Annotated in this window: 13 protein-coding genes and 1 tRNA gene; 5 read left to right on the top strand and 9 right to left on the bottom strand. The window is 44.3% G+C overall.

Annotated elements, in window-relative coordinates; genetic code table 11:
* The coding region (locus tag D2V05_RS19620) for an ATP-binding protein (protein ID WP_335341105.1) at nucleotides 1-318 on the top strand (318 nt) is incomplete at its 5' end.
* A gap of 7 nt (nucleotides 319-325) precedes the next feature.
* Complete coding sequence (locus D2V05_RS04075) at nucleotides 326-1,078, top strand: LytR/AlgR family response regulator transcription factor (protein ID WP_119646261.1); 753 nt, start codon at nucleotides 326-328, stop codon at nucleotides 1,076-1,078.
* 139 nt (nucleotides 1,079-1,217) lie between these two features.
* On the opposite strand, the gene D2V05_RS04070 is transcribed toward D2V05_RS04075, so the two are convergent.
* The 7 genes from D2V05_RS04070 to D2V05_RS04040 all read right to left on the bottom strand — a co-directional run bounded on the left by D2V05_RS04070 (nucleotide 1,218) and on the right by D2V05_RS04040 (nucleotide 6,070).
* The gene (locus D2V05_RS04070) at nucleotides 1,218-1,673 is read right to left on the bottom strand and encodes a DUF6730 family protein (protein WP_119646260.1); all 456 of its coding nucleotides are present in this window, start codon (nucleotides 1,671-1,673) and stop codon (nucleotides 1,218-1,220) included.
* A 10-nt stretch (nucleotides 1,674-1,683) separates the two neighbouring features.
* Nucleotides 1,684-2,553 (bottom strand): relaxase/mobilization nuclease domain-containing protein, encoded by an 870-nt coding sequence (locus D2V05_RS04065; protein ID WP_119646259.1) that lies wholly within the window; start codon nucleotides 2,551-2,553, stop codon nucleotides 1,684-1,686.
* Nucleotides 2,550-2,846 carry a mobilization protein MbpA gene (gene mbpA / locus D2V05_RS04060; RefSeq protein WP_119646258.1) on the bottom strand — a complete coding sequence of 99 codons (297 nt, stop codon included), beginning with the start codon at nucleotides 2,844-2,846 and terminating at the stop codon, nucleotides 2,550-2,552. Before mbpA ends, D2V05_RS04065 begins: the two co-directional genes overlap by 4 nt.
* 45 nt (nucleotides 2,847-2,891) lie before the next feature.
* On the bottom strand, nucleotides 2,892-3,803 hold the full coding sequence (locus tag D2V05_RS04055) for a CHC2 zinc finger domain-containing protein (protein ID WP_119646257.1): 912 nt from the start codon (nucleotides 3,801-3,803) through the stop codon (nucleotides 2,892-2,894).
* 207 nt (nucleotides 3,804-4,010) lie between these two features.
* A complete protein-coding gene (locus tag D2V05_RS04050) occupies nucleotides 4,011-5,219 on the bottom strand; it encodes a virulence-associated E family protein (protein WP_108424063.1) in 1,209 nt (402 codons plus the stop codon).
* Nucleotides 5,219-5,503: a helix-turn-helix domain-containing protein gene (locus D2V05_RS04045; RefSeq protein WP_119646256.1), complete on the bottom strand. Its 285-nt coding sequence runs from the start codon at nucleotides 5,501-5,503 to the stop codon at nucleotides 5,219-5,221. Before D2V05_RS04045 ends, D2V05_RS04050 begins: the two co-directional genes overlap by 1 nt.
* 485 nt (nucleotides 5,504-5,988) lie before the next feature.
* Nucleotides 5,989-6,070, bottom strand: a tRNA-Leu gene (locus D2V05_RS04040).
* 158 nt (nucleotides 6,071-6,228) lie between these two features.
* Here D2V05_RS04040 and D2V05_RS04035 point away from each other — a divergent pair.
* The 3 genes from D2V05_RS04035 to pth all read left to right on the top strand — a co-directional run bounded on the left by D2V05_RS04035 (nucleotide 6,229) and on the right by pth (nucleotide 8,602).
* Complete coding sequence (locus D2V05_RS04035; RefSeq protein ID WP_119646255.1) at nucleotides 6,229-7,170, top strand: ribose-phosphate pyrophosphokinase; 942 nt, start codon at nucleotides 6,229-6,231, stop codon at nucleotides 7,168-7,170.
* An 81-nt stretch (nucleotides 7,171-7,251) separates the two neighbouring features.
* Complete coding sequence (locus tag D2V05_RS04030) at nucleotides 7,252-7,887, top strand: 50S ribosomal protein L25/general stress protein Ctc (RefSeq protein ID WP_119646254.1); 636 nt, start codon at nucleotides 7,252-7,254, stop codon at nucleotides 7,885-7,887.
* Nucleotides 7,888-7,975: 88 nt separating this feature from the next.
* Entirely contained in the window at nucleotides 7,976-8,602 is a 627-nt protein-coding gene (gene pth, locus D2V05_RS04025) for an aminoacyl-tRNA hydrolase (protein ID WP_119646253.1), read from the top strand.
* Nucleotide 8,603: 1 nt separating this feature from the next.
* Here pth and D2V05_RS04020 read toward each other — a convergent pair whose 3' ends face one another.
* Together D2V05_RS04020 and D2V05_RS04015 are read right to left on the bottom strand one after the other, a co-directional pair.
* Nucleotides 8,604-9,290 (bottom strand): hypothetical protein, encoded by a 687-nt coding sequence (locus tag D2V05_RS04020; RefSeq protein ID WP_235855381.1) that lies wholly within the window; start codon nucleotides 9,288-9,290, stop codon nucleotides 8,604-8,606.
* On the bottom strand, nucleotides 9,287-13,060 hold the full coding sequence (locus D2V05_RS04015) for a reprolysin-like metallopeptidase (RefSeq protein ID WP_119646252.1): 3,774 nt from the start codon (nucleotides 13,058-13,060) through the stop codon (nucleotides 9,287-9,289). The genes D2V05_RS04020 and D2V05_RS04015 overlap by 4 nt, the downstream gene beginning before the upstream one ends.
* Nucleotides 13,061-13,069 lie beyond the last annotated feature (9 nt).

Here is a 13,069-nt window from a genome sequence, read left to right as displayed (position 1 = left end):
GTTCCCCCGATGATCCTACAGCCCTTTATTGAAAATAGTATATGGCATGGTATTGCCCCCAAAGGGAACACTGGGAAAATTGATATCCAAATCAAGAAAAAGGGAGACATGCTCTTATGCGTGGTGGAGGATAATGGGATCGGTCGGGCCACCGCTTCTATGGATACCAAGGAGAAAAGTTCTTTGGGCGTAAAGATCACCACCAACCGTATCGAGATCATCAACCATATGAAAAACACGGAAGGTTCCATCGACATGATAGACAAGAAAGAAGGCCTGCGTGTGGAAATAAACCTACCTTTGGAACTTCAATTCTGACCTCGCCATGTTAAAAGCCATTATCGTTGATGACGAACAGCACTGCATTTCCCGATTGACGGGTCTTCTGCAGGAAGTTGGCCCGGATATCCAAATACTGGCGAGTTGTAATACCATTTCAGAGGGTAAAATACATATAGAAAAATACAATCCTGATGTGCTTTTTTTGGATGTCCAGCTCGGGAGTACTACCGGGTTTGATTTACTGTCCCAACTAAACCATCTTGATTTTGAACTGATCTTCACCACTTCTTTTGACACTTATGCCCTAAAGGCCATCAAATTTTCTGCCTTGGATTATTTGTTGAAGCCCATTGCCAAAGAAGACCTCCATGAAGCACTACAAAAAGTGAGGGAGAACAAGGACCTCAAAGAGACCACAAAAAAAATTGATGTGCTTTTCCATAATTTTAAGGAGGGGTCGGGAAATTCCAAACGAATTGCCATCCCTACAGTGGATGGGTTCGTCATGGTGGACACCAATGACATAGTCCGACTACAGTCAGATGCCAATTATACCCACATCCATACCTTATCGAACAAAAAAATCACGGCTTCCAAAACCTTAAAATATTTTGAGGGCATTCTTGATGGCAGCAACTTTTTTAGGGTACACAAGTCCCATTTGATCAACCTTTCCTTTGTGGAGCATTATCTAAAAGGAAAAGGAGGCTATATTACCTTGACCGATGGGACCAAAATAGAAGTGGCTGTAAGACGTAGAGACGAACTCATAAAAAAACTTATTCCAAATTCCTGATACAAAATTTAGGTATCGTGATTATCAATACACCAAACTCTACCCCAAATCTTACCTCGACTTCAGCGCATGGATCCTGGCCTATTTTTGTAGCGTTCGGGAAGATAAGCGTTGAACAAAAATAGGATAGGGCGCTGTCCTACTTTTTGCCATTTTCCTCCAGCCATATTTGGTACAGTTCCTTTGCCTGTGGGCTCTCATCAAGGAATGCCCCATAATGTCCCATCGCACTGTCCTGTCCTTTGATATATGCTACCTCTTCTTTCTTTGATATCCTTGATACCTGATAGATTGAAAAACCAAGGACCAATACGACACAGACCAACAATCCCCAGGACAGTTTTATGGCCCAACTTGGCAACAGAATTGATTTCTCTACTTTGCCAAGGATCCTTCGCATCAATTTTTGCTGTTCCTCAATGTTGGTTTTTTGGCTGTTGCCATATTCTTTCAGAAGAACATTAATTTCATTGGTGTCGGGCCTCAATGGAAGGTTCTGCAAATTTTCATGTACCTTTTCCAATCGGCCGATGCTCTTCTCAAAGCCGTTGATCTCCTCGGTCAACAGTTCCGCTATTTCATCCAGTTTTGCCATGATGTTTTGTTTAGATTCCTATTCCAGTATCCCTGACCACCTTAATGGCCAGTTTGATGGTTTTCTTTATGATGGTCTTGGTCAGACTTGTTGGGACATTCACTGTCCTACCCAAAAGTTCCATGCTCTTGTCCTTGGCAATCCGTTGTGCCCTTTCTTTCTCAAAGTTCATTTGGCCAGCAATCCTGCCCATGGACATGGAACGGTGCACCTCACTTCCCTTTAGGTTGGTTCCCTTGTACTCAAAACGGAAGCCTTGTAACTGGTTCTGCCTGTTGATGCTCGGAATGACCTTTACATTGTTCTCCTCCATCGATTTGATGTATTGGTCAAAATCCCTTGGCCTGTCCCTGGCCATGACCTTTTCATGGATTTTCTGTATTTCGGCCCTGAGCTCATGCATCCGGTACAGTTTTTCCTGTTGTGCCTCCCTTACCGTGGTAAGTTCCATCTGTCTGGCCACCCGCTCGGCCATCTGTTGGCTCCGCTTTCCGATAAAGCTGTCATTGTAGGCCTTTCCCTGAAAGTTTATCCGATTGGCATACAGGTGGACGTGCACATGTTCCTTGTCCCTATGGACAAAGGCAACCGCTTGGTGCTGCTTGAGGTTCATTTCCTTGAGGAACCTTTCGGTCATTTCCTTGAGCTGTTCCCTTTCCAATTTTTTACCGTCCTCGATAGTGGGACTCAGCACAAAGCTGAGCGTGTTCTTCCGGCACAGTTCGTTCTGCTCTTGGATGACCTTGAACTCCTCGGTGATCTCCCGTGGGGTCTCCCCGGCCAGATATTGGCTGTGGATGATTTCCGATTCTTTCTCCTCGTTCATTCCATAGCTCATGGAGGCTGCGGTGTGCGATATGGATTTTCCCATTCCTATCATTTCCTGAAGTTTAAAAGGTGTTGTCGTATTTCTTTGGCTAATTGGGCAGTTTCCTCTGCCAACTTGGGGTTCCGCTTCCGGAACATGTTGGTGATCAATTTGAAGTTCCGTTGGTATTTGACCAAAAGCTTATAGGCCTCTATCTGTTCGTCCGTCATCCGCTCCACGATACGGTCTTCGAAGGCGGCACGCCGACAGTACTCACTGAGGGAAAGACCGCTCTTGCGGGCCTTGACCTTCAGCAGTTTCTTCTCGTAGACCGAGCACCGGAACTGGACGAACTCTTTCTTCATTTTCACATCATCTTTTGCGACCTTCGGGAGCAAAAGCAAGATTTGTCATGACAATGACACATCTTGAATTCGTTGCCGAACTTCATCCTTCGCGCTTTTTACCTTCCATTCATTGATATCCTTGAATCCTCTATAGAGAGAGGACATATCCCTGCTGTTCGGGCACTTTTCCAATAAAAGTTCCGTCATCCCCAGTCCCGTTCTGTCCCTATCAAGAAACAGCTCCACACTTTCATATTCCCCTATTTCAGAAATCATCCGTTTCACAAAGGCCGTGGTGTTCAATACCAGAAGGTCATAGCTGTTTAAGATACCCGGCATCAACTCCATTAGGGTGAGCATATCGAACATGCCCTCCGTAATGGCCAATTTCTTTGATTGGTTGCCAATTATCGAAACATCCTTTGGCGATGTGGACCCTTTCCAATATCTGTTCCGCAGCTCCCAGCCTCCCGACCTGTTCAGGAGTCCTATGGCAAAATATTTCCGCCCTCCTATTCGATAATGGATTTCCTTGCAAAGTTTTCTTGCGGTCTTGGTCGATATCTTTCTGGAGCTCAGATAGGTTTGAATGGCCCGGTGTTCGATTTCCTTTTCCTGGATGATTTCAATCGGATTGGCCCTGTGTTCCTTCTTGGTTGGATTCGGCCGCCGGTGAAAAGAAAAATGCTCCATAGGACCCGACAATCTTTCCAATGCCTCCTTTACAGAACAGTTCTCCATTTTCATGACCAAATCTATAGTACTGCCCCCCTCGAAGGTCCCGAAGTCTATCCAGTAGTTTTTCTTCAATGATACTTTGAAAGAGGCTTGGGTCTCGGTCCGGAACGGGCTGAGGAACCAAGCTTCTTTTTCCGTTTCCCGGACTGGAAAGTGCCCCGACTTGGCCAGCGTGGATACGAGGTCAATGTTGCGGGCTTTTTCGCAGTCCATCATATATGTAGTTTTTCTTTTCATTGTCTCAAATTTTGTTATTTCTCCTACCTATCTACCTAACCCAATGATGACGCGGGTTTTCAAGCTAGGTCAGATATTTTCTCAACTTACCTATCTTACCCATTAGGTAGGTTAGGTAACCTCTAGGTAAGATGGAAGTTATATATCCTACCTAAAATTTTGTCCATGCTCTTTGGCTTTAGACTTCTTTAGGTAATTAGGTAGGTACTATTCTTCTTTCTTTGCAAATTCCATTTCCCAGGGGCTTCCCTCAAAGAGGGGTCGGGACAAATAGCCATAAACCTGTCGTTTGGGATGCTTTACCTTTTGAAAACCAAACCCAGCGAGTGCTCTCCCAATATTTATATGGTTCAATCGAAGGTTGAGACATGCAATCTCTACCATGATATCCGATGCCGTCCTGAAGTCTTTCATATCATTGGATTTTTGATAGTATTTGGCAACTACTTCTTGTTCGGAGGTCAATTTGGTATACTTCCTGTTCCGTTCTTCATTCTCCTGAATATCCTCAATGGAAAGTTCGGAATCAAAGTTGGGGTCCGAATAGGCCAAATGATAGGCCTGTGACCATACCTTGTTGATATCGACCTCTTTTGAATACGAAAAATCGATTTTTCCCTTGAGCTCAAAACAGAGCCAACGCACTGAACCCGTCTCATCGTTAAGAAACGAGGACATATTGGTGGAGCCCACAAAGGAGCATATCCGGGACAGGGTCGTGTTTTTCCTATCGTATGGCAAGCGCTCGTTTATAAAGGTCTTGGAAAAAAATGACTTTAGGGCATTCACATCCTTTTTGGAAAGCACGGCCAGTTCGTCCAGATTGTACAAAAAATTCCGGCACAGCTGTATCCGTGCATCCTTGTCATTACTGATGTCCTCAGCCATATATTCAGCAAGTTCTGGCGGGCACAGAAATCTGCACCATGTGGACTTGCCCGAGTTTTGACCTTGGTGGGACAGCACAAAAGCCTGCTTATTGAAATAATTAGGTTCCAGGGCACATCTAATGGCACGGACCATCCACTTCTTGAAGTGATATTTGAAAGCTTTTTTCTCATACGTTGGCACATAGGAGGCCAACTTTAGGATATGTTCACCTCCGTCCCATTTTGGAAGGTTGTTGAAGTACTCTTTAATGGGATTGCACTTGGGAATCCACTCCGACCGTATCAGTATTTCCAATTTTCCGGTAGGAATATCCACCCCCGCCTTGGCCAGTTCTATGATAAGGGAATTCAGGTTTAGATATTGCCACTCTTTGGTACCTTTAAAGGCTATCTGGAAATCATGGGATATCTCATTGTACATGATATCGTACTTGGCCTCCAAATATTCCATGGTATAGTCATAGACCGTTTTCTTCTTTGAATCCTTGACAAAGTACAGATTGCCATTATGTTTGGGCAAAACCATTACTTTCGATTTTTGAATGAGTGCTGCAAAGCCTTCCCGTTGATCTCGTCATGGGACAACCGACTATTTTGGAGAAGCCAATCATTGAGTTTTTTTCTTTCAAAGAATATCATTTTTCCATTGGGCTTGGAATGTGGTATGTTTCCGGAAGAAGTCAGTTTATACAGATAGCTTCTCGAAATTCCGGTATAGTCACAGGTTTCTTCAAAGGTCAGCACCTCTTTGCTAGCTATCATGAGCCGCTCTAAACGATCTAGCCGTTCAAGTATCAATAAATTGTCCATTTGTTTCCTTTTTGGATTAAAAAATGAACAAAAGCGCTTTTGTTTTCTCTTCTAGAATTCTTGGAATAAAGGTAGAAACAAAAGAAGGCTATATTTGGGCCAAATGGATATTAGTTATCCACAAAACACTGATAAACAAATACTTGAAATAATCCAGTTTAAATAGCACTAAATGTAATTTGACAAATTACATGTGTTTAGAAATCGAACCTTTTGGGATTAACCAGAATTTTGAGAAATTGAAAGAATTTGAGTTTTCAACAGTGGAAAAATGGTTTAATGATGGATGGATTATCAATCTGTGTCAATTTGGGATTCGGAGATGAGGATGTCAAATGATAATTTTTGATAGAAATTAAAATAAAATCTAACCTTTATTTTCAGTTAAGCTAAATTGCTCATCCTTGATAAAAAAACCGTCACTTTTACGTCACTACAAAAAAACACAAAACCCTGAAAATCAATCGATTATCAGGGTTTTTCAGTACCTTGGGTGGGAATCGAACCCACACGTCCGAAGACACTGGATTTTGAATCCAGCGCGTCTACCAATTCCGCCACCAAGGCATCATGTCATTTTCAAAATGCGACTGCAAAGCTAACAAAATATTTTTATTTCCAACCAAAAAATACTTTCATTTATCCTTTAGCAACCCGAATTAATTTTTAAATTTGCACCTCTTTAGAAAACAGCTCTTTAAAAAGCTAGTTAACAAGAGTTTGCAATGGCCTATCAAGTTCCCGAACCCAAAATTTTTGCATGTAGCCAAAGTACCATACTTGGCGAGAAAATTGCTGCTTCTTATGGGGCCGAACTAGGGAACGTTCTTTTCTCCAGATACAGTGATGGGGAATTTCAACCTTCGTTCGAGGAATCCATTCGTGGCGCCAGGATCTTTATCATCGGCTCCACCAACCCAGGACCTGAAAACCTGATGGAAATGTTGTTGATGCTGGATGCCGCCAAGCGTGCTTCCGCAAGACACATCACCGCGGTAATGCCGTACTTCGGGTGGGCCAGACAGGACAGAAAGGACAAACCCCGTGTTCCGATTGCTGCCAAATTGGTGGCCAAGATGTTGGAAACCGCTGGTGCCACGCGAATCATCACTATGGATCTGCATGCGGACCAAATACAAGGTTTTTTTGAAAAACCCGTAGATCATCTGTTTGCCTCCACCTTGTTCCTGCCCTACCTGAAAAATTTGAAACTGGACAATCTCTGCATTGCTTCACCCGATATGGGAGGCTCCAAACGGGCCTATGCTTATTCCAAGGCTTTGGAATGCGATGTGGTGATCTGTTACAAGCAACGGGCCAAGGCCAATGTAATTTCCCATATGGAGTTGATCGGGGATGTGGAAGGAAAGAATGTGGTATTGGTGGACGACATGGTGGATACCGCTGGCACCCTGACCAAAGCTGCCGATTTGATGATGGAACGGGGAGCCGTTAGCGTACGTGCCGTAACAACACACGGATTGCTTTCGGGTAATGCATATGAAAAAATAGAAAAATCCAAGTTGACGGAATTGATCATTACCGATTCTATTCCGATCGACCACAACCAAAAGAAAATAAGGGTATTGTCTTGTGCCGACCTTTTTGCCGATGTTATGCACAGGGTTCACCACAACACATCGATATCCTCAAAGTTTTTAATGTAGCCTTCGACTGCGCTCAGGCTGACAACAAGAGCATTTCGAAAAGTATATTTTAGAATTAAATTTAAATAGTAAATAGAAATTATGAAGTCAATTACAATCAAAGGATCCCAAAGAGAAAGCGTGGGTAAGGTTGCTACCAAGGCCCTACGTAATGCTGGAAAGGTCCCTTGCGTGCTGTACGGAGGGGATAAACCGATTCACTTTTCAGTTGAAGAATTTTCATTCAGAGATTTGGTGTATACCCCAAACGCTCACACTGCTGTGATTGAGTTGGAAGATGGCCAAAAATTTGAGGCCGTATTGCAGGATATTCAATTCCATCCTGTAACCGACAGTATTTTACACGTGGATTTCTACCAATTGTTCAAGGATAAGCCTGTTACTATGGACATCCCTGTTATTTTGGAAGGAAATTCCCCAGGGGTACGTAATGGTGGTAGATTGCTTTTCAGAAAGAGAAAGCTTACCATTAAGGCGTTGCCAGATTTGCTACCGGATTCCATCACTGTGAACATCTCCAAACTTAGGATTGGTGGTACCATTTCAGTGGAATCCCTATTGAGTGAAAATTATACCATTTTGCACCCAGACAACACTTCTGTTGTACAGGTGAAAGCTTCCAGAACTTCTGTTGCCGATGATTCGGAAGATGAAGAAGAGGAAGGCACTGAGGCTCCAGCCGCTGAAGCTACTGAAGCTGCTGAGGCCACGGAATAGTCAAAACCACAACATTTTAAGCATCCCTGTATTGTTCTCTTGGACATTGGGGATGCTTTTGTATTTTTAGACCATTACAACACTGCTGATGTTCAATTTCATCCAAAAACTATTTGGCAGTCCATCATTATTGGAAGAAACGGATTCCATGAAAAAATTCTTGATCGTAGGACTAGGAAACATTGGGTCGGACTATGATGAAACCCGACATAACATCGGGTTCAAAATCTTGGACTTTTTGGCCGAACAAGAGGCATTCACGTTTGAAAGTGCCAAACTTGGTTCGGTGGGCACATTTAAGCACAAGGGAAAGAGTGTTCTTTGCCTTAAACCATCCACCTATATGAACCTGAGTGGCAAAGCGGTCAAATATTGGATGGATCAGGAAAATATCCCCATGGACAATCTGCTCATCATTACGGATGACATCAACCTTCCCTTCGGAACCATTAGATTAAAAACCAAGGGAAGCGATGGCGGCCACAATGGGCTTAAAGATGTGCAGAACATGCTCCAAACCACCCACTACAACCGTTTCCGATTTGGTGTAGGGGCAGATTTTGGCAAAGGACGCCAAGTGGATTATGTTCTGGGAAAATGGAACGCCGAAGAGACCAAGGCCATGACCGACCGTTTGATAGTAGCTGCAGACCTTGTCCGTTCGTTTGTGTTTGCCGGTGTCAAGAACACCATGAACCAGTTCAACGGGAAATAATTCAGAAGACTTTAAACTCGAACACACCGGAATCCGAAGTGTTTCCTTCCAGGTCGGTGGTGATCACTTTCCAATAGTACACTGTAGAAGACTGTACTGAGGCAGACAATTCCATGGTCGCCGCGTTGGTAGTTCCCAATAATGTTGTGGGCGGATTAACATCTGAAAAGAATACCTCGAATGTATCGATATCATTGTCCACATCTGCACCGGACCATTCCAACAGAACTTCGTTGGCAATATCCTTTTGTACCGTAGAACCAGAGGCAGGGCTTACCAATTGGGCTGGAAAAGGTGCATACGTGGTCTGTGCACCCGCATTGTAGAACAACCAGGTCTCACTGGTTGCCACTTGATCGGATTTTGAATTACGTGAAGTGACCGACCAGGCAAAAGGGGTTCCCTTTGCAATGGATAGACTAGCAGAAGTGGTAGCAGTGGAAATGTTTTGGGGTACATTGGTTTTCAGGTTCACTACACTTAAGGTATAACTATCCGTATTTTTGGAAGCATCCCAACGGAAAGTCACCTGGCTCAAGGTTTCATTGACATTGGAACCTGTTGTGCATTCGGAGTTTTCTTCCGGGAAGACCAAAAGCGCCCCTTCGGGTGCAGGTGGCGTATTATCCTTGCCGCAGGCTACCAAAAACCCCAAGATGGATATATAGAGTAGTTTCCTCATCATCATCTCTTAATAAATTTAAACATTTCCTGTGCCCCATCCTTGGTCAGTCCCAAGTAATAGATTCCCCTTGGCAGTACGGACAAATCCATTTCTAGATTTTCCCCAATAACCGTTTTTTGCATGGACATCACCAATCTTCCGTTGCCGGAATAAATTTGGATATCCACCTTCCCTTCATAACCTCCCAAATACACTTCGGTAGTAGCATCTACCGGGTTTGGGGACAAAATGGGTCGAGTGGAATAAAACAAGGCCTTTTCAATTACACCCTGACAAGGGAGATCGGAATAGACACGCAATGTGTTAACTCCCTCCTTCAGTGGTAATTGAATCTTAGAGGCTTGGGTTTGGGTCACCAACCCGTTAAGTTCAACATTGTAAAAGTCTGCACCGCTCAATCCCAAAGTTAAAATTCCAGCATCGACCAAGGCATCGATATCCAAGACATCCGGTTCCGTGATCACGATACCGAAACACACCTCCTCATAGGTGATCATTCCATTAGTACCGGTGATACAAATGGAGTATTCCCCTGCAGTCAGATTTCCAAAAGTCTGTGAGTTCGTAAAATCTGCCGTTGTGGGCGAACCCCCACCTTCAAGGACCGCAGTATAGGTTATGGACGTATCCACCGGTGTGATAGTGACGGAGCCATTATTGCTGCTCCTACAAGTTTCACTTTGGATCTCTATCCCAAAATTATCCGAAGCCAGTCGGTAGACCGGACATCCACTTGTATTCACTTCAACTCCTTTTGGAGTTCCCAAACAGAGATCATCGCCATCATCGAAAACGCCATCTTCATCAGCATCTGGCCTATAACTACCTTCGATACATACATCCAAGGAAAAGCCGATCAAGGTTCCACCGTCACTTGCAGCGGTATCCTTTATTTCCAATATCCATTCACCTAAAATGGATTCTCCCTTAAGGGAGGCCAAGGAACCGATGGGGCTCACTGATCCTGAAATGGCGGGATTGCCAGAACAGGTTATGGGATCCCCATCATCATCAAATACAGCGTTTATATTATTCAAATCGCCGCAGGTATTGGAAAGCAACGTCACCCGAGTACCTTCAGGAGAAATGAGGGTAATCACCAAATCCTCCAAATATGAATGGTCCAGTTCCAAGTTCACATTGACATCTGAAACGGGAAGGTCTTCCCAGAAAAACACCGAAGTGGTAATAGTCGGGGTACCTACAGCGGAAATGGTCAAGGGTACGTCAGTGGATTCTAAATTTTTGCAGTCTACCTGGGAGGTGACAAAACTAAAAGGCGTTCCAAAGGTTCCCGTTCCACAACCATTACTGGGTCTTACCCTCCAAAAATATTCGGTCTCGGCCTGTAGACTGTTCGTCTTATAAAAATTAAAAGGAACTGTGGCAGATTCAATTACATTTACAAAACCTTGGTCAGTTGAAACCTCCACATCATATTGGGTGAAAAGTGGATTTTCTTCCCAAGTCAATTGAGCATCCAAGGAAACACCACCTTGCCCATCTGTAGGGGAAAGCAGCACTGCGTCAGTATAACTTGTATCCTCAATGAAAACCGATAGCACTACGCCTTTGGTTACCGAAGCTGAGGTAGAGGTAACAGTAATATCATAAAGTCCTGCAGCTACGCCATCGGTGTTGGATAAGGTCAAACTAACAGAAGTATCGTTCGCAGTGGCATCGGTTGGTGAGAAGATAGCTGTAAGACCGGCTGGCGCATCGGCAGTAAAGGTCGATGTCTCGTTAAATCCAGCATAGGTTTCATATACAAAGGGAATAACAAGATCATCGGGTTGGCACACTTCGAATTCCAATTGGTCAAAATGCAACACCACTTGCGATTGTTGGATAGTGAAATCGGATGCATTGACGGCAAAGAAAACATTGTCACTGGCCTTAACCATAACGCGTGCACTGGTCGTGGCATCCCCTGGCAATAGAATATTGGCCGACCCATCATTAAGTTCATCCTCTGCCAAGATAATGGGGAATGTTTGTCCGCCATCCAGAGAAAGAAAAATATCGACCATCTGTGCATTGATAGGCAGAATGTTGGTGTTGGCCACATCCCATGTAACTTCCTGAATGGAACCCGCCGAATATATCTCGTTGGTGCTCTGCGAAGTCACCACAAAGGGACCCGCCGCCTTTAACACGTTTACAGCCAGCACATCTGATATGACCTGACCACCACCCGATGCATTGTCTCTTACCGTGAAGGCAAAATTCAAGGTGCGTTCAATTTCTGAAACCGTTTCCCATGCCTCATTGACAGTAGGATTGACCTGGGTTAAATTGCCTTGGGCAACCTCCGATAGTTTTGGAAAATACCGAATGGGCTCAGCATTTGGAGGTAAGGATCTAAAGTTTGCACCACTCGGATTGGTCGGTCCAAAGGTGTTGTTGGTGACCACACCATCATCAATCTGTTCCCAAGTATAGGAAAGCACGTCACCTACATCAGGGTCGGTTGCAATGCCCTCCAACACAAAAGCGGTTCCCTTGGGAATGGTATAATCCCCTACCGGTGTGAGAACGGGTGGCGAATTGGTCAACGGGGTTACCTGTGCACAAGAGGTGGTCTGCAGATAATCTGAAATTTGTTGGATACTGTAATAATGGAAATAGTCGGAGCCGTTGGGAGCCACATCATTGTCTCCGGTTATGCCGGCATAACCCATAATGGTGGTTCCGCTTCCGGGTTCTGCCTGCACCCCGGTCCCTTCCGATTCAAAAGACCATGTATGGTTAGCTCCAAATTGATGCCCTAACTCGTGGGCCACATAATCCAAATCGAACACATCCCCTTCGGGAGTAGAGGAAGCCGAGAACCCACTTCCTTTTTTATTATCCACACAGACCGACCCAATAAATCCAGCATTACCATTGTTCAACTCAGGATCGCTTACCTGATGAAAAAGATGTCCCACATCATAGTTCGCTTCCCCGATGATGGATGTAATGGTAGCTTGCACTTCAGAATTCAAGCTGCTTCCATAGGGGTCCGTATTAGGGTTTGTAAAAATGAGAACGTCGTTATTGGCAATGAGTTCCAAGGTAACACCCAAATCGGTCTCGAATACTTCGTTGATCCGGGTAATAGTGGCATTGATCCCAGCTAGGGCATCGGCCACAGTGCCACCTTTACCTTGGGTATATTCCCCCGTAGTGGAAACGGCTATCCTATATTTTCGCAACACCTGATCATCCACCAAAGGGGCTATGGTCTTTGATGTGGTCAAAAGCGTTTCAACCGTTTCACAAATAAAATCGTCCTTGGCAGTGAGTCCGGCTCCTTTAGTGTACAAAACATAGGAATCGGTTTTGTTGGATATGGGTTCCATAAACGTTTGTTCATGGTTTTTCAGATTGACCACCATACTCTCCAGGCCCTTTGGGGAGTTACTCAATTTCACCTTATATTTTCCATCTGAACTTACCCCGGAATATGATTTGATATTGGGATATTTCTTGGCCAGATCCGGATGCATGACCGGTGTTTCCTTTAAGGCGAAGGGTATGATGTTTCCGTCCCCATCCGGCAGATAGACCACTTTGTTTACGCTTTTGGAAGTGGCAAAGGTTTTCATTTCATCCATAAAAACCTGTCGGTCCAAAGAGAAGACCTTTTTAGCCTTGCCCATATCCTTGATGGAGGCACTCTTCAGCGTAGATTGCTTGGGTATGTTCTTCCAATACGCCTGCTGCCCGTAAATGCAAAAGCAGCTAAAAAATATGGTTATTGAAAAAACAAGGTGTAATTTAGCTCTCATACAGATTTA

Source organism: Flagellimonas pelagia, from assembly GCF_003584135.1.
Taxonomy (GTDB): domain Bacteria; phylum Bacteroidota; class Bacteroidia; order Flavobacteriales; family Flavobacteriaceae; genus Flagellimonas; species Flagellimonas pelagia.
Note: the sequence above shows the minus strand (reverse complement) of the source record. Positions and strands in the feature narration are given on the sequence as shown.